The 16,588-nt window shown below is 67.6% G+C and carries 14 protein-coding genes; 9 read left to right on the top strand and 5 right to left on the bottom strand.

Annotated elements, in window-relative coordinates:
• Positions 1–87: 87 nt before the first annotated feature.
• The gene (locus tag AC5ZH6_RS20965; protein WP_006368248.1) at positions 88–1,941 is read left to right on the top strand and encodes a purine-cytosine permease family protein; all 1,854 of its coding nucleotides are present in this window, start codon (positions 88–90) and stop codon (positions 1,939–1,941) included.
• Here the strand turns inward: AC5ZH6_RS20965 and AC5ZH6_RS20960 are convergent.
• From AC5ZH6_RS20960 to AC5ZH6_RS20945, 4 genes are all read right to left on the bottom strand, one after another.
• A complete protein-coding gene (locus tag AC5ZH6_RS20960) occupies positions 1,915–2,994 on the bottom strand; it encodes an XdhC family protein (protein WP_020170258.1) in 1,080 nt (359 codons plus the stop codon). The genes AC5ZH6_RS20965 and AC5ZH6_RS20960 overlap by 27 nt on opposite strands.
• Before the next feature lie 183 nt (positions 2,995–3,177).
• A complete protein-coding gene (locus AC5ZH6_RS20955; protein WP_496167774.1) occupies positions 3,178–4,497 on the bottom strand; it encodes a D-arabinono-1,4-lactone oxidase in 1,320 nt (439 codons plus the stop codon).
• Complete coding sequence (locus AC5ZH6_RS20950) at positions 4,485–5,744, bottom strand: alanine racemase (protein WP_211543960.1); 1,260 nt, start codon at positions 5,742–5,744, stop codon at positions 4,485–4,487. The genes AC5ZH6_RS20955 and AC5ZH6_RS20950 overlap by 13 nt, the downstream gene beginning before the upstream one ends.
• Complete coding sequence (locus AC5ZH6_RS20945; RefSeq protein ID WP_035727113.1) at positions 5,741–6,367, bottom strand: TetR/AcrR family transcriptional regulator; 627 nt, start codon at positions 6,365–6,367, stop codon at positions 5,741–5,743. Before AC5ZH6_RS20945 ends, AC5ZH6_RS20950 begins: the two co-directional genes overlap by 4 nt.
• Before the next feature lie 142 nt (positions 6,368–6,509).
• Between AC5ZH6_RS20945 and AC5ZH6_RS20940 the strand changes: the two genes are divergently transcribed.
• From AC5ZH6_RS20940 to AC5ZH6_RS20930, 3 genes are all read left to right on the top strand, one after another.
• Positions 6,510–7,691 carry an MBL fold metallo-hydrolase gene (locus AC5ZH6_RS20940; RefSeq protein WP_211543962.1) on the top strand — a complete coding sequence of 394 codons (1,182 nt, stop codon included), beginning with the start codon at positions 6,510–6,512 and terminating at the stop codon, positions 7,689–7,691.
• Positions 7,688–10,201, top strand: coding sequence for an HAD-IC family P-type ATPase (locus AC5ZH6_RS20935; RefSeq protein ID WP_265076924.1), 2,514 nt, complete (start codon positions 7,688–7,690; stop codon positions 10,199–10,201). Before AC5ZH6_RS20940 ends, AC5ZH6_RS20935 begins: the two co-directional genes overlap by 4 nt.
• 90 nt (positions 10,202–10,291) lie before the next feature.
• Positions 10,292–10,510 (top strand): antitoxin, encoded by a 219-nt coding sequence (locus AC5ZH6_RS20930; protein WP_265076923.1) that lies wholly within the window; start codon positions 10,292–10,294, stop codon positions 10,508–10,510.
• On the opposite strand, the gene AC5ZH6_RS20925 is transcribed toward AC5ZH6_RS20930, so the two are convergent.
• Complete coding sequence (locus AC5ZH6_RS20925; protein WP_370530150.1) at positions 10,507–11,160, bottom strand: DNA-3-methyladenine glycosylase; 654 nt, start codon at positions 11,158–11,160, stop codon at positions 10,507–10,509. The two genes, AC5ZH6_RS20930 and AC5ZH6_RS20925, sit on opposite strands and share 4 nt — an antisense overlap.
• A gap of 21 nt (positions 11,161–11,181) precedes the next feature.
• Between AC5ZH6_RS20925 and AC5ZH6_RS20920 the strand changes: the two genes are divergently transcribed.
• The 5 genes from AC5ZH6_RS20920 (at position 11,182) to AC5ZH6_RS20900 (ending at position 16,542) form a co-directional block, all read left to right on the top strand.
• The gene (locus AC5ZH6_RS20920) at positions 11,182–11,619 is read left to right on the top strand and encodes a type II toxin-antitoxin system Rv0910 family toxin (protein WP_006368257.1); all 438 of its coding nucleotides are present in this window, start codon (positions 11,182–11,184) and stop codon (positions 11,617–11,619) included.
• 73 nt (positions 11,620–11,692) lie between these two features.
• Positions 11,693–13,423 carry a VWA domain-containing protein gene (locus tag AC5ZH6_RS20915; protein WP_265076921.1) on the top strand — a complete coding sequence of 577 codons (1,731 nt, stop codon included), beginning with the start codon at positions 11,693–11,695 and terminating at the stop codon, positions 13,421–13,423.
• Positions 13,424–13,530: 107 nt separating this feature from the next.
• Positions 13,531–14,031: an FMN-binding protein gene (locus AC5ZH6_RS20910; protein WP_020170266.1), complete on the top strand. Its 501-nt coding sequence runs from the start codon at positions 13,531–13,533 to the stop codon at positions 14,029–14,031.
• A 4-nt stretch (positions 14,032–14,035) separates the two neighbouring features.
• Positions 14,036–14,977: an FAD:protein FMN transferase gene (locus AC5ZH6_RS20905; RefSeq protein ID WP_265076920.1), complete on the top strand. Its 942-nt coding sequence runs from the start codon at positions 14,036–14,038 to the stop codon at positions 14,975–14,977.
• Positions 14,974–16,542, top strand: a complete 1,569-nt coding sequence (locus tag AC5ZH6_RS20900) for a ferredoxin--NADP reductase (protein ID WP_265076919.1) — start codon at positions 14,974–14,976, stop codon at positions 16,540–16,542. Before AC5ZH6_RS20905 ends, AC5ZH6_RS20900 begins: the two co-directional genes overlap by 4 nt.
• Positions 16,543–16,588: the final 46 nt, after the last annotated feature.

Genomic DNA, 16,588 nt, shown 5'->3' with positions numbered 1-16,588 from the left:
GCGTTACGTTCCCGAAACATGCAGGGGTGCCTTTCAGAAACGCGTCAGCCCTAGCGTGATCGCAGTTCATTCCTGGAAGGGGACTGCGTGTCGAAAAAACACCACGGAGCCGACGATCTCTCCGCAGGGGTCGGAGAGATCGAGAACGCCGAACACAGCATCATCGCCACTGGTGCGCAGGCAGCCGCCGCGCGTGAGTCCTTGGAGGACTACACACTTCGGTTCGCACCGCGCAGCTATCGCAAGTGGGGCCCGGGAGTCGTCGCGATCTCGGCCCTCGGCGGTATCGCCTACCTGGCCGACTTCGCGATCGGTGCCAACATCGGCATCGCCAACGGCACGGGAAATGCCTTGTGGGGCATCCTGTTCTTCGCGGTGGTGATCGTGCTGACCGGCTATCCGCTGGCCTACTACGCCGCGCGGTACAACATCGACCTCGACCTCATCACGCGCGGAAGCGGATTCGGTTACTACGGCTCGGTGCTGACCAACGTCATCTTCGCGTCCTTCACCTTCATCTTCTTCGCACTCGAGGGCTCGATCATGGCGCAGGGCCTCCAGCTGGGCCTGCACATCCCGCTGTGGATCGGCTACCTGCTGTCCTCGGTGCTGATCATCCCGCTGGTCATCTACGGCATGAACACCCTGGCCAAACTGCAGGTGTGGACCACGCCGCTGTGGCTGATCATGATGGTGCTGCCGTTCCTGTACCTGGTGATCAAGCACCCGTCGGCGATCGGTGACTTCTTCGCGTTCAGCGGTGTCGACTCGGCGGGCAACCCGCTGGGCAAGGGTGTCAGCTTCGCCGGCACAATGCTGGCCGCAGGCGTGTGTCTGTCGCTGATCGCGCAGATCGCCGAGCAGATCGACTACCTGCGATTCATGCCGCCGCGCACCCCGGAGAACAACCGCAAGTGGTGGATCGCCACCCTCACCGCCGGACCGGGCTGGGTGTTCTTCGGTGCCATCAAGCAGATCGTCGGCCTGTTCCTGGCCGTCTACCTCATCGGCATCAGCATCGACAACGCCGGGATCGCCAACCAGCCCGTGCACCAGTTCGTCGAGATCTATCAGGACTTCCTGCCGCACTGGCTCGCACTGACCCTCGCGGTGATCCTGGTGGTCATCAGCCAGGTGAAGATCAACGTCACCAACGCATACTCGGGATCGTTGGCCTGGACCAACGCCTTCACCCGCGTCACCAAGACCTACCCGGGTCGACTGGTGTTCCTGTTCTTCAACGTCTTCATCGCCATCGTGCTGATGGAAGCCGACATGTTCAGCTTCCTGAACAACCTGCTCAACTTCTACGCCAACTGCGGTATCGCCTGGATCGCCGTCGTGGCCTCCGACATCGCGATCAACAAGTACCTGCTCGGGATCTCGCCCAAGCAGCCCGAGTTCCGGCGCGGCATGATCCACAACGTGAACCCCGTCGGGTTCGGATCGCTGATCGTGTCGGCGGGAGCTTCGATCCTGGTGTACTTCCACGTCTTCGGTGATGCGATCCAGCCCTACTCGCCGCTGGTGGCATTGGTGCTCGCCGTCGTGCTGCCGCCGATCCTGGCGCTGGCCACCAAGGGGAAGTACTACCTGCGTCGTCACGACGACGGCATCGACATCCCGATGTACGACGAGCACGGCAACCCGACCGATGCGCGACTGCTGTGCTGTGTCACCGGCATCGAGTTCGAACGCCCCGACATGATCGCCTCGGCGGTGCCCGGCCCGAACGGCGAGAAGCAGTACATCAGCTCGCTGGCGTTGTCCTGTGACCGCACCGGTGAGCATGTGCTTCCCGCACAGGACATGTCGGCCGCCCCGACGTCGTCGGTGACCTCCGACATCGCCGTCGATTCCACCACCGGCGAACCGGCGGCGGAGTCGACCGCAGCGGAGTCACCGGCCTCGGGGTCACCGGTGGATGGGTCCACTCCGTAGGGTCAACGACATCCCCGAGGCGTCGTGCCGGTCGGCGATCAGTTGAGCGGCGATCGACACGGCGACCTCGGCCGGGGTGTGTGCCCCGAGATCCAAACCCAGCGGAGAACGCAACCGCGCCAACTGATCTGCCGTGACACCCGCCTCGACGAGGCGGGCGTTTCGGTCGGCGACGGTCCGGCGGGAACCGAGCGCGCCGACGAATCCCACCCGGTCGGAACCCAACGCCGTGCGCAACGCCGGGACGTCGAATTTGGTGTCGTGGGTCATCACGCACACGCAGGTCGACCTGTCGGTGCGGTGCTCGGCGATCTCGTGGGCGAGATAGCGATGGGGCCAGTCGACGATCACCTCGTCGGCGTCGGGGAACCGCGCGCGGGTCGCGAACACCGCGCGGGCATCGACGACGGTCACGTGATGGCCGAGCGTCGACCCCAGGGTGGCGAGCGCGCGGACGAAATCGTTGGCGCCCACCAGGATCAGCCGTGAGCGCGGGGCGAAGGTCTGCACGAACGTGCGTGGCCGGTCACCCTGTGGGCCGGTCTCGCAGTCGTCGACGCCGATGATGCCGCTGCGTCCGGAGACGAGCAGGTCGGCGATGTCGGCGTCGAGGTGTCGCCACGGTCGCTGGTCATCGGGAGTGGCCACGTGCCATGTCGGGCTTGCGCTCAGGGTGGCGGCCAGGGCGATCGGTGTGCCTGCGGCCACCGCTGCGGCGATCCGTTGCACCGCGCTCAGGTGCCCGGCGCCGAGCGGCTCGACGAGCACTTCCATCTCTCCGCCGCAGGTCAATCCGATCGCGATGCCGTCGGGGTCGGCGAGTCCGAAGTGCTCGATGATCGCGGTCTCGTCGCTCAACGCCTGTGCGGCACTGTCGATGATCGCCGATTCGACGCACCCGCCCGACAACGACCCGATGATCTCCCCGTCTTCGGTGATCAGCATGGCCGACCCGACAGCACGCGGCGACGCGCCGGTCGTCGAGATCACCCGGGCCAGGGCGACCGGACCGCGCTCCAGGTGCCGAACCAAGGCGGGGAGAACATCACGCATACTCCCAGTGTCGGCGCCCGGACGTGTGTGCGCCACTCGGGCTGCGGCGGGTCTCGAGGTCTCCTCGCTGCGCTCGTCGGCACCTCGACCATCAGAAGGGGCGAAGCGTCCTCGTTCCGGTGGTCGAGGTGTGAGGAGCGAGAGCGACGAGCCTCGAGACCGCTTGTGCCGGAGGGGTAACCGTCAGGAACCGAGCACCTGGTGCAGGTAGGGGTTGGTGAACACCCGATTCAGGTCGAACCGGTCTCGGACGGCGAGGAATTCGTCGAAGCGCGGGTAGACCGACCGGAGATACTCGGCGTCGCGTGTGTGCATCTTGCCCCAATGCGGGCGACCGCCGTGAGCGGTCATGATCGCCTCGGCATCGGCGAAATATGCGGCGGAGTCGGCGGGGTCGTCGTGGTGGTATCGGTGCACGGCGATGTACCCCCGGGGTCCACCGGATGCGGTCGAGAGCATCAGATCGTCGCCTGCGGCGGCGCGGACCTCGACGGGGAAGCTCACCCGATAGCGCTTGCGGTCGATCATCTTTCGCAGCTCGTGCAGTGCCGACGGGGTCGCCTCCAGCGGGACCGCGTACTCCATCTCCCGGAAGCGGACGGTGCGAGAGGAGACGAACACCTTGTCGGAGCGGTCGGTGAACGTGCGGGCCGACAGCACCCGCCCGGACAGCTGACTCATCGCGGGAACCACTGCGGGCAGACGGGAGCCGAGCGCGCACACGGCGCCGTACACGCGGTTGGAGAGGATCTCGTCATCGATGTAGCGGCGTACCGCGCCGGTACCCGACGGCTCGACCAGGCCGTCGAGTCGGGTGTTGGTCTTCGCCAGCGCGCAGTTGGTGTGCGGGAACCAGTAGAACTCGTGATGATCTTGTGTCGCAACGCGTTCGAGGAAGCCGTCGATCGCGTCGTCGGCGTCGAGCGGGTACTCCTCGGCCCGGATGGAGAACGCGGGAACGCACTGCATGGTCAGGTCGACGATTATGCCGAGCGCGCCGAGGCCCAACGCGACGGCGGCGAGGTCGGGATCGTCCTCGGACACCGTGACGACCTCACCGGTTCCGGACACGAGGGTTGCGCCGACGATCTGGGTGCTGATGCCGCCGAAAGCGATTCCGGTGCCGTGGGTTCCGGTGGAGGTGGCCCCGGAGATGGTTTGCCGGTCCACGTCGCCGAGGTTGGTCATGGCCAGACCGTGCTCACCGAGCAGGGCGGGCAACTCGTGGAGGTGGGTGCCCGCACGCAGGGTGACGCGTCGGGCGGCAACGTCGACGTCGACGAGTCCCCGCAACCCGGACATGACCAATTGATGCTGCGGCGCCACGGCGATGGGGGAGAAGCTGTGGCCCGCCCCGGCGGCCTTGACCGTCGAATGTGTCTGCGCGGCACGCTCGACCAGCGCGACGACGTCGTCGATCCGGGCGGGTGAGTGCACGGCGTCCGGTGTGCACTGCGCCGTCCCGCCCCAGTTGCGCCAACTCGCGACGGTCACAGGAAACACTTCCCTTCTCCACGGTAGGTGGGTACCAGCTCGTCGACCCGGGCCGTCCCGTCGGCAGTTCGCGCGATCCGCGCTACTCGCGACGACCGTTCGCACACCTCGCCGGATTTGGTGTGACGGAACCAGATCCGATCCCCGATCCGCAGGCCCTCGGTTCCCGGTCCGTGCAGCGGCGTCTGCACCTCACCGGCCGCTTCGGTCGCGACATAGTGCAGCTCGCGGGGCCACACCGGGCGGGGCAGGCGATCGGGTGCCGGTGGGCCCGAGGCGATCCATCCGCCGCCGGCGCAGGTGACGAAGCCCGGCGCGGGAACACGCACCACGTCGAGCCCGAACGCGAGCGCCGGTGCGGGCCGGAAGCGACGGTAGGTGTCGAACAGGTGGCCGCCGAAAACCCCGCTGCCGGCGGCGATGTCGGTCACCGAGGTGTCCCGCGAGGTGGCCTCCAGGGAGCCGGTGCCGCCGGCGTTGACGATCTCCAGCGGTGCGATGTCGCGCAGCGCCGCCACGACTCGTCCACGGCGACGCCGGATCTCGGCCATGGAGGCACGCTGCATCAGACGCACGGCCCCGTTCTTCGCGCGTTTGCCGGGTACGTCGTCGCCGACCCCGGCGACCTGTGCCTCATACGACATCACGCCGACCAGATCGAAGCCGGGGCGATCGACGATCGAGCGACCGAGGGCCAGCGCGGCGTCGAGATCGTGGATGGGTGAACGTCGCACACCGAGATGCACTCGACCGCCGAGTACACGCAACGACGCGTCGAGGTCGATGGCGACCCGGACCGACGGGCGGGAGCCGGGAGCCGCGATCGCATCGATCGCGTCGAGATGCGCCACGGAGTCGACGAGCAACGTCACCCGCGTGGTGGCCATCTCGTCGGCGAGGAACTCGCCGATGGCGCTCGCACGCACCGTCGGGTATCCCATCAACACATCGGTGATACCGGATTCGGTTGCCAGCCAGCGTGCTTCGTCGAGGTCATAGGCCAGCACCCCGGCGAATCCCGGGCGGGCGACGAGGTCGGCGATGACCGAGCGGACCCGCAACGACTTGCTGGCCAAGCGGATGGGTACGCCACCGGCGCGGCGCAGCAGGTCGGCCACATTGTGTTCGAGCGCGGACGTGTCGAGGACCAGGGCGGGACTGTCGACTCCGGCCGCGGTGAGGGCCTCGGTGAAGCCCTCCCAGTACCGGCGCGGGTCGCGCTCCCACAGTCCCATGGGGGTGGCCGACGACGTCATGAAGCCTCGTCATCGGCAACGACAGCCGACATCGTCTGTCGGACAAGTGATTCCATGAGTGTGTTGACGACGGCGTCGTCGGCGGTGCTCAGGTAGATCAAGGTGATCGAGATCAACGCGCCGATCATCGCGGGCGCGATCTCGCTGGACGGGGTGACGAACCGAACACCGCAGCGCGCTGCCCCGGCGTCGAGGCCCGCGGCGGCGACGCCGTAGAGATCCTCGTACATCTTCTTACCGTGACGCTGCAGCTCGGGATGGTTGTGCGCGTAGATGCCGAGCGAGATCGTGGCCTGCAGCCGACCCGGGTCGGCCTTGAGCATGGCGTAGAACGCATCGAGCTGGTGGCGCATGTTCGTTTCCATCGCCTCCACCGCCGACCCGGCGACGAGGTCGTCCTCGGCCTGGATCGTGTGCAGCATCTGATTGATGTCGGTGGGAACGGCCGTCTCCATGACCGCACACAACAGGGCGGTGCGGGATTCGAAGGCGTAATGGAAGCTCGCGAGTGGCATGTCGGCGTGCGCACAGATCCGGCGGGTCGTCGCGCCCTCGACGCCGTGGTCGGCGATGACCCGGTATGCGGCCTCGACGAGCGCTGCGCGCCGATCCGTGACGGACATCCGTGCCAACGAAATTTCACTTCCCGACCAGCGTGTGAACTCCGCACACGCGTGAACTTGGTTGCAGGCGAGAATGCTACCAAGCCGTGTCCCCCTTTTCCGGAAGCACGACTTTCCGGCGGGCACGGTTACGCTGAGGATCGTGACAACGCCCATCGAAAAGACGCCCACCGACGTGTTGGGGCGGGTGAAGACCTCGGTCAGCACGCTCGGCGTGCGCGCGGCAGGTGCGGCCGTCGACTCCCTGGCCTCGGCGGGACTGCCCGCGGCACGGGCGATCGGTGCCGACCCGGAATCGATCTGGCGACATGTCGCAGGCTCGCCGAACCTGGTGGGCCGGACCTTCACCAACCCCGAACCGCCCTCGGCCGGGTCGGCGCCCGACCTGCGCGTCGCCCTCGACATGGCTCGACGCCCCGGACGTCCGACGACACCCATCCGGGTCGAGCGTCCGACGTTTCCCGACGACGCACGGGCACTCGCGGTCACCTGGCTCGGGCACGCCTCGGCCCTCGTCGAGATCGACGGGATGCGGGTTTTGACCGACCCGGTGTTCTCCCAGCGGTGTTCGCCGTCGCAGGTCATCGGTCCCGCCCGGATGCACCGCGCCCCGCTCCCGGCCACCGACCTCCCGCCCCTCGACGTCGTGCTGATCAGCCACGACCACTACGACCATCTGGACATGGCGACCGTGCGCACGATCGCCGACACCCAGCCCGCGGTCACCTTCGTCACCCCGCTCGGGGTCGCCGCGCACCTGCTGTCCTGGGGTGTGCCGGCCGATCGCATCCGGCAGGCCGATCTGTGGGAGACCGTGGAGGTCACCGGGCGAACCGGTCATGTGAGCTTCACGTGCGGCCCGGCCCGGCACTTCTCGGGCCGCATGTTCGACCGCGACCTCACCCAGTGGGCGAGCTGGGCGATCGTCGGACCGACCCATCGCGTGTTCTTCTCCGGCGACACCGGCTACACCGAACGCTTCGAGGACCTCGGCGCGCAGCTCGGTCCGTTCGACCTCACGCTCATTGCGGTCGGCGCCTACGACACGCTGTGGCCCGACGTCCACGTCGACCCCGAGGAGGCCGTCGCGATCCACCGGATGGTCTCCGGGTCGGCGGGCACGGATGCCGTTCTCGTCCCCATCCATTGGGGCACGTTCTCCCTTGCCCGCCACCCGTGGGCCGAGCCGATCGCGCGACTGCTGCCCAGCGCCGGCCGCAACGCGACCACGGTGATGGTTCCGCAGCCCGGTGGCAGCATCGACCTCACCCGTCGGTCGGGGACCGGTCTCACCGATCCGCAGTGGTGGGAAGCCTCGGCGTGAGCGGACTGATCGACACCGGAGCCACCAATCCCGGACTGACCGCCGACGAGGTGGCCGAACGGGTCGCCGCCGGGCAGGTCAACTCGATGCCCGATCGCTCCGGGCGGAGCGTCGGCGACATCATCCGCGCCAACGTGTTCACCCGGATCAACGCGATCCTCGGTGTGCTGTTCGCCATCGTCGCCTTCACCGGGTCGTTCATCAACGGCCTCTTCGGTCTGCTCATCGTGGCCAACAGCGGCATCGGCATCATCCAGGAGGTCCGCGCCAAACGCACCCTCGACCGGCTGGCCATCGTCGGTCAGACCCGACCCCGGGTACGCCGCGACGGGCAGGTGCACGAACTACCACCCGCCGAGGTCGTCATCGACGACATCATCGAGGTCGGCGCGGGCGATCAGATCGTCGTCGACGGTGAGGTCGTCGAATCGCTGGTCCTCGACGTCGACGAATCGCTGCTCACCGGTGAGGCCGACGCCGTCGACAAGGCCGCGGGCGACAAGATCCTCTCCGGCAGCTTCGTGGTCTCCGGATCCGGCGCGTACCGGGCCACCAAGGTGGGCGCCGACGCCTACGCCTCGCAGCTGGCCGCCGAGGCGTCGAAGTTCACGCTGGTGTCCTCGGAGCTGATGTCCGGGATCAACGAGATCCTCAAGGTGATCACATGGCTGCTCATCCCGGCCGGCGTCCTGACGATCGTCAACCAGCTGTTCATCAGCGGGAACGGGCTGCGTGCATCGCTGTTGGGCATGGTCGCCGCGCTGGTGCCGATGGTGCCCGAGGGGCTGGTCCTGATGACCTCGATCGCGTTCGCCGTCGGCGTCGTCCGGCTCGGGCGCCGCCAATGCCTGGTCAACGAACTGCCCGCGATCGAGGGGCTCGCCCGCGTCAACGTCGTCTGCGCCGACAAGACCGGCACGCTCACCGAGAACGGCATGCGCCTGTCGGAGGTGCGTGGGGTCGGCGACGCCGCCGACACCACGTCGGTCGACGACGTCCTCGCCGCGCTCGCCGCCAACGACCGCAGCCCCAACGCGAGCGTGCTCGCGCTGGCCGAGGCCTACCCACAGGCCCCGGACTGGCACCTCACCGCCATCGAACCGTTCACCTCCGCCAAGAAGTGGAGCGGCATGTCGTTCGCCGACGCCGCCGGTGCCGATCGCGGCAACTGGATTCTCGGTGCCCCCGATGTGCTCCTCGACCCGGACTCCGCGCCGGCCACGCTGGCCTCGGACATCGGCGCCAACGGACTGCGGGTGTTGCTGCTCGGGCACACCGACGTCCCGGTCGACACCGACCCCGATGCCGCGCCCACCGAGAGCCGTTCGGCGACAACCGTTCCCGGGACGCTGACGCCGGTCGCGCTCGTCGTCCTCGAACAGCGGGTGCGTGACGACGCCCGCGATACCCTCGACTATTTCGCGTCCCAGCACGTCGAGGTGAAGGTGATCTCCGGCGACAACGCGCGCTCGGTGGGCGCGGTGGCCCAGTCGCTGGGTCTCGGTTCACCCGAGTCGGCCGTCGATGCGCGTAGCCTGCCCGACGATCCCGCCGAGCTCGCCGAGGTCGTCTCCGACGGCGTCATCTTCGGCCGGGTGCGTCCCGACCAGAAGCGTGCGATGGTCGCGGCGCTGCAGTCGCGCGCGGACACCGTGGCGATGACCGGTGACGGCGTCAACGACGTCCTCGCGCTCAAGGACGCCGACATCGGCGTGGCCATGGGATCGGGCAGTTCGGCAGCCCGGGCGGTCGCGCAGATCGTGTTGCTGGACAACAAATTCGCGACGTTGCCGTATGTGGTCGGCGAAGGCCGGCGGGTGATCGGCAACATCGAGCGCGTATCCAACCTGTTTCTCACCAAGACCGTGTACGCGGTGCTGCTCGCACTGTTCGTCGGGGTTGCCGGGGTGGCCGGCAAGATCTTCGGATTCGCCTCGCTCAGTTACCCTTTCCAACCCATCCACGTCACCATCTCGGCATGGTTCACCATCGGCGTGCCGGCATTCATCCTCTCGCTCGCCCCGAACAACGAGCGTGCCCGGACCGGCTTCGTCCGTCGGGTGCTGACCCAGGCGGTACCCAACGGCATCATCGTCGGGCTCGCCGCGTTCATCACCTACGTCATTGTCAATCCCGGCGGGACCGGGGTGGCGTTGGGTGGCGACAGCGTCGACCTCCCGCCCGCGCAGACCCAGGCGGCCACGGCCACCCTGATCTGCCTGATCGCCGTAGCCCTCTACGTCCTGGCCGTCGTCGCGCGGCCGTACACGTGGTGGAAGATCGTGCTGCTGGTCGCCTCCGTCGGCGCCTACGTGATCATCTTCGCCTGGCCGTGGACGCAGCACATGTTCAAACTGGATTCGTCGAACTGGGACATGAACGTGGTCGCGTTCATCGCCGCGGCCTGCGGCATCGCGGGTGTGGAGATCGTGTCGCGGTTGTTGCCGCGTCTGGTCGGCGATCGCGACTCGGAGCACATCGACGGCGCCGAGGGAGAATCGCTGGCATGAGCTCGACGCGGCACCTACACTCGGGGACCGCTTCGCCCGATCTGTACACCGTGTGACAGACGGTCATCACCCCACCACGAGGAGCTGGTCATGGATCTCAAGGGATTGGTCGACAAGGCCAAGGCCGCACTGCAGAAGAACCCGAGTCTGATCGACAAGGGCGGCGACGCCATCGACAAGGCGACCGGCGGTAAGTACGCCTCGCAGGTCGACAAGGCGCAGGACGCGGCCCGCAAGGCCGTCGGGGCCCAAAATCCGGAAACACAGAAGCCGGATACCCCCAACCAGCCGCCGCAGAATCCCGCCTAAGTTCCCGCTGCGGCCCGCGGGTGTCGGCGATACGCCGACACCGTCGGGTCGTCGGTGAGCCAGAACCGCCACGCGAGGTCGGCATTGCGTCGCACACCTACCCGTGGGCCGGCGCTGATCGCTGCCGGGTCGATCGGTTCGTCCGCGGGTAGCAGCGTGACCGGCGTGTCATCGCCGAGGTCGGCGCCCAGATCGTCCATCGTGATCCCGAGCGCACGGGTCAGATTGCCCGGACCACGCGTTAGCGCCGACTCGGCGACCGGTGCCGCCCGACCGGCCGCTCGTCGACGATGTGCGAGTGCCGATCCGTCGAGTACCTCACCGGCGCGCAGCAGCACCGCCGATGCCAACCCGTCGGGCCCGGTCACCACATTCGCGCAGAAATGGCCGTGGATGCGGTACACGTAGAGCCGGTCGGGTGGGCCGTACATGATCTCCGAGCGCGCAGTGCGCACGAAGGCGTGCGACGCGGGATCGCGCGGTCCCGCATAGGCCTCGACCTCGGTGATCCGCAGGCTCACGTCGTGCCCGACGAGGATCGCGCCGAGCAGGGTTCGGGCCCCGACGGTGGCATCGGGATGGGCGATCGCCGCGGTCAGCCGGTCGCGCCCGGTCGGGCAAGGCTCGGGTCGTCGTCTGTGCACCTGCATCACCGGTTAGGCTTCCACACCATGGCGAAGACGAGCGACTCCATCGACCTCGAGCTGTCACCTGCCGACACCTGGACCGCGGCGTCGGATCTGTCGCGTTTCGACGAGTGGTTGGTGCTGCATGGTGGATGGCGTAGTCCGGTGCCGCAGCCGCACGAATTGCGCAAGGGACTCAAGGTGACCTCGATCGTCAAGGTCAAGGGCAATCCCGTGCGCATCGACTGGGTCGTCGACAAGTATGTCGAGGGCAGTGAGGTGCGGCTGAAGGGTTCGGGTAAGGGCGGGATCAAGGTCAAGCTCGACCTGTCGGTGGAGCCCCGTTCCTCGGGATCGACGATCACGTTCCTCGTCGACCTCGGTGGTCTCCCGTTGATGGGGCCGATCGGGATGGCGACGGCCAAGGTGGTCCACGGGGATCTGCACACTTCGCTGACGACCTTCCAGCAGAAGTTCGGCTGACTTCGACACTGCCGGGCTCGACACCAACCGGATTCGACAACACCGGGTTCCACAACACAGGGGGAGTGCGCACATGGGGCGGCACAGCAACGAGCCCGCGGATTCCGGGCACGCTCCCGGCCGTCCGGGTGACGGTCAGTCCGGCGCTGCCGCCGACGACTTCGGTTTCGAGCACCGCAAGGTGCGGTCATCTCGTCGCGGCGCCCTGCTGTGGGGTCTTGGCGCACTGGTGGTCGTGGCCGCCCTCGTGACCGGATTCGTGGTGTGGCGCACCGTTGGTTCGGGCGCCTGCCACGGTGAACGGACGAGCGTGACCGTCGCCGCCGATCCGACCATCGCCTCGGCATTGCGGGATTCCGCGGCCACGGTCTCGGCCAACAGTTGTTACGACTACTCGGTCGACTCGGTGGCCGGGTCGGCCGCGCCGGGTCTGTTGACCAGTGGTGATCAGCGCCCCGACCTGTGGGTGCCGGATTCGCAGCTGCAGGCTCGCCGCGTCATCACCCAGGTCCGCCAGGAACTCGATCTCACCTCACCGTCGTTGGTCTCCACGCCCACCGTCGTCGTCGGCAAGAACGTGCCGCAGCTGTCCAGTTGGGAGCAGGTCATGAAGCTGCCCGATCTGCGCGCGGGCAGCCCGGTGGACACCAGCAGCGGCGACGCACCGATCGTCGGCGCACTCGCCGAGGTCAATGCCAACAAGCTCACCGAGGATCAACTACTCGAGGGCATGACGGTACTTGCGGTGCAGCAGAACAACGTTCGTCTGACCAACGACAGCGAGGGCACGCGCCTCAATCTGGCGAACGCCTCCGACGTGCCGGCGGTGACGACCGAACAGCAATATGTGATGTTCATGCGCACCCATCCGGGATCGCAGCTGAAGTTCGCGATTCCCGCCGACGGGACGGTGCTGCTGGATTACCCGTTGGTGAACACCGCCGGTTCGGCGCGCAAGGGCGAAGCCGACGACGCGGGCAAGGCGCTGGCCGCCGGTATCGCCGGCAATGCCGCACAACCGTTGGCCGACGCGGCATTTCGTCTGCCGAACGGCAAGCCCGCCGGTGGTGAGCATCCGTACGGCACGGGTCAGCCGGTGCAGGTGCTCACGCTGCGCGATCCCGCGGAGGTCGACAAAGCGCTGCGGCAGTGGCAGGTGCTCGGAGTGCCGATCCGCACGCTCGTCGTCGAGGACACCTCCGGATCGATGCAACAGCGTGTGGGATCCGAGACCCGGGCGCAACTGTTGATCGACGCGTCGCTGCAGGGTCTGAAACTCTTCCCGAACAATGCCGAGATCGGCGGCTGGGCATTCAGTCAGAACCGCGGCCCGGGCGGCCAGGACTGGGTGCAACTGTCCGACATCCGTCGACTCGACGCGCCCGCGGCCAACGGAAAGACCCACCGTGACGAACTCGCCGCCGCGGTGACGCAGGGACTGGCGCCGCAGAACCTCGGCGGGGCGACAGGTCTCTACGACACCACCCTCGCCGCATTCAAGCAGGTCCAGAGCACCTACGATCCGACCTACTCCAACAGCGTCATCATCATGACCGACGGCGAGAACGAGGATCCCGGCAGCATCAGCCTCGACGAGCTGATCACCGAGCTCAAGAAGCTCGAGGATCCGGCGCGTCCGGTACTCGTGCTCACCATCGGCATCTCCTCCGACGCCGACACCGACGCCCTCAAGCAGATCGCCGACGCGACCGGCGGCACCTCGTATGTCGCCAAGACCGCCGACGACATCTCGTCGGTTTTCGTCAACGCCATCCAGGCGCGCGTGGCGGCCGCCGGACGCTGATCCGCCGGCATGAATCCGGCAGGTGGCTGCGAGGTTTCTTGGGATACCCTAAGACATCGGCCTCGGGGGAGGCGCTGCACGGTGATCGTGCCCCAGAATGGGGAACCATGACCCGATCAATCCGGACCATGGTCCGCAAAGATGAGTTCGTGACCGTGACCCGCGCGACCGGGGTGGTTGCCGCCGTCGCCGCCGTGGGCCTGGCGACCGCCGCATGCGGTTCCGACGACGCGACGGCCTCCGACGCCACTCAGAGCACGGGCGCGGCGACCTCGGCCACCTCGGCGACCGGTGCTGCCGGCGGCTCCGGCGAGTACAAGAGCGGCACCTACAGCGCGACCGGGCACTACGTCTCCCCGGGCGGCCCGCAGCAGATCGGTGTGACCGTCACGCTCGACAATGCGACGATCACCAAGGTCGATCTCGATCGCAGTCATACCCGCGGAACGTCGGCGGAATTCCAGGCGAAGTTCGCCGGCGGGATCAACTCCGAGGTGGTCGGCAAGAACATCGACGATCTCGACGTGCACAAGGTGTCCGGGTCGTCACTGACCTCCGGTGGCTTCAATGACGCCATCGCCCAGATCAAGTCCCAGGCGCGCGCCTGATCCGGTGCGTACCGACCCGTTGAGTACCGACTGGGGTTTCGAGGCGCTCGGCACGGTCTGGGAGATCACCACCGACCGGCCGCTCTCGGAGCGTGCGCGTGCCGCGGTGGGTGCCGAACTCGATCGCATCGACCGGTTCTGGTCACGCTTCCGTCCGGACTCGACGGTCGCCGAGATGTCCCGCAGGGCCGGCCGGTACCGCCTCGCCCGCGAGGATCGATGTCTGCTGGAGTGGTATCGCGAGCTCTACGACGCCACCGGTGGTGCGGTCACCCCGCTGGTCGGGCAGATCCTCGACGACGCCGGATACGACGCCGACTACTCGTTGACCCCCGATCGCACCGTGCCCGCGCCCGCGTGGGACGACGTCATCGACTGGGACGGTACCGAATTGGTGGTCCGCACCCCTGTTCTGCTCGACGTCGGGGCCGCCGGCAAGGGCTTCGCCGTCGACCGGGTGGCGTCGATCGTCGCCGACCACGCCGAGCGTTACCTCGTCGACGCCGGCGGGGACATGGTGATCTCGCCGCGCGACGAACCGGTACGGATCGCCCTCGAACACCCCCTCGACCCGACCAAGGCGATCGGACTAGTCGAATTGACCGGGGGTGCACTGTGCGCGTCTGCGGCCAACCGTCGCGTGTGGGGCGACTGGCACCACATCGTCGACCCGAGGACGGCTGCTCCCACCCGTGAGGTCATGGCCACCTGGGTGTACGCGCGGGACGCGATGACCGCCGACGGCCTGGCCACCGCGCTGTTCTTCACGGCGGCAACGGAATTGAGCGTTCTCGGAGCGCGTCACGGGTGGGCGCCGGCACTGTCGGTCGGCTCCGACATCGCCGGGTTCCGGTTCGCCGGCACCGACGTACCCGACCATGTGGCGATTCGCGGCAACGGAGTCGTCGAGCACACCACGATCCCCGGATTGGAGCTGTTCGTATGACGAGTCTGTCACCGCGATGGCTGACCATGCATCGCGCGGTGCTCGTCGCGCTGCTCGCACTGGCCGTGGTGTCGTTCATCGTCGCCGCCGCCGACAGCGATTTCGCCTACACCCCAGAGCAATTGCTGGTGTCGCTGGTGATCGCGCTGGCCGTCACTGGTGCCGGAACCTATCTGTGTGCGGCGCTGGTGCGGGTACCGCCTGGTGCGGATTCGTGGGCGATCACGGCATTGATCCTGTTCTTCCTCATGCCCGGGGTGTCCGATGCGGCCTCGGCGGTGTCGATGGTGATCGCCGCGGGCGCTGCGGCGATCAGCAAATACGTGGTGGTGTGGCGTCGCCGGTTGATCCTCAACCCGGCCGTCGTCGGGGCGATCGCCGCGTACGCGGTCTCCTACGCCGGGGTGAGTATCGCTGGGGTGCCGCTGAGTTCGCCGTTCTGGTGGGTGGCCGCAGAGCCGCTGTTCTATCCGATGCTCATCATCGGCATCCTGTTGGTGACCGCGTTGCGCGAATGGTGGCTCGTCACGATCTTCCTGCTGGCGACGCTGGCCACCGTCGGAGTGCTGCAGGTGACGCAGGGCGGTCAGGATCTGCAGTTCGTGTTCGTCTCGTCGCCCACGCTGTTCCTCGCGGCCGTCATGCTGCCCGAGCCGTTGACCTCGCCGACATCGCGAATCCACCGCGCCGTGTACGCGATCATCGTTGCGGTGCTGATGAATTGGCAGCAGACCTTCGAGATCACTGACGCCTATTCGCTGGAGTTCGTGCCGCAGATCGCGCTGGGCGTCGGATGTGTCTACGCCTTCGTGGTCCGGTTGGTCGCCCAGCGCGGTGCGGGGCGGGTGGTGCTCGACACGTATGTCGACCGCATCGCCGAGAACACCTATCGGGTTCGCGCGCAGACGACCTCGCCGTTGCGGTTCGCGCCTGGCCAGTGGGCGATGGTGTCGGCGCCGCGGTGGTCGGCGCCGCTGTGGCAGCGCACGCGGCGCGTGTTCTCCTACGCCGAGGCGCCGGGGGAGAACCCGGTCGAGTTCGCGTTCACCGTGCCGTCGGCGCGGGTGTCCGCCTTCAAGTCCGATCTCGTCGAATCCCGGCGGAGCAGGCTGTATCTCGACGCGACCGGCGGCGATTTCACCCTCGAGCGCCGGGTGGGCCGGCACCCACTGGTGTTACTGGCCGCGGGCATCGGCATCACCCCCTACCGATCGATGCTGCGCACCCTGACACTCGGTGACGGCCGCCCCGACCTGTCGTGGCTGACGGTCGTCCACGTCGTCGGTGCCGCCGAGCGGTCGGTGTACGACGACGATCTCGACATCCTGCGGGCCGCCGGCGCGCGGGTCGAGATCATCGCCGACGCAGGGCTGGCCGCGGGTATCGCCGAACCCGCGGCGCTGGTCGACCTCGTCGGGCGTGCGGTGCACTCCGGGGATGCGCACTATCTCGTGTCGGGCAATCCCGCGTTCGTGCGCACCACCGCCGCCACCATTCGCCGCACCGACACCACAACCCGCTGGGCGTTCTGGCGGATTCGCACCGACGCATTCCTGGGTTATTGAGTTTCTGGGGGTATTGAGTTCCTGGGTTATTGACGGGCCCGGGTCG

This window comes from Gordonia sp. YC-XJ4, from assembly GCF_059511865.1.
Note: the sequence above shows the minus strand (reverse complement) of the source record. Positions and strands in the feature narration are given on the sequence as shown.

Bases quoted from the DNA above. Each gene is read 5' to 3' on its own strand.
- AC5ZH6_RS20960 (WP_020170258.1), bottom strand. From the start codon at position 2,994: ATGCGTGATGTTCTCCCCGCCTTGGTTCGGCACCTGGAGCGCGGTCCG.
- AC5ZH6_RS20950 (WP_211543960.1), bottom strand. From the start codon at position 5,744: ATGACGTCGTCGGCCACCCCCATGGGACTGTGGGAGCGCGACCCGCGC.
- AC5ZH6_RS20945 (WP_035727113.1), bottom strand. From the start codon at position 6,367: ATGTCCGTCACGGATCGGCGCGCAGCGCTCGTCGAGGCCGCATACCGG.
- AC5ZH6_RS20930 (WP_265076923.1), top strand. From the start codon at position 10,292: ATGGATCTCAAGGGATTGGTCGACAAGGCCAAGGCCGCACTGCAGAAG.
- AC5ZH6_RS20925 (WP_370530150.1), bottom strand. From the start codon at position 11,160: ATGCAGGTGCACAGACGACGACCCGAGCCTTGCCCGACCGGGCGCGAC.
- AC5ZH6_RS20920 (WP_006368257.1), top strand. From the start codon at position 11,182: ATGGCGAAGACGAGCGACTCCATCGACCTCGAGCTGTCACCTGCCGAC.
- AC5ZH6_RS20915 (WP_265076921.1), top strand. From the start codon at position 11,693: ATGGGGCGGCACAGCAACGAGCCCGCGGATTCCGGGCACGCTCCCGGC.
- AC5ZH6_RS20910 (WP_020170266.1), top strand. From the start codon at position 13,531: ATGACCCGATCAATCCGGACCATGGTCCGCAAAGATGAGTTCGTGACC.
- AC5ZH6_RS20900 (WP_265076919.1), top strand. From the start codon at position 14,974: ATGACGAGTCTGTCACCGCGATGGCTGACCATGCATCGCGCGGTGCTC.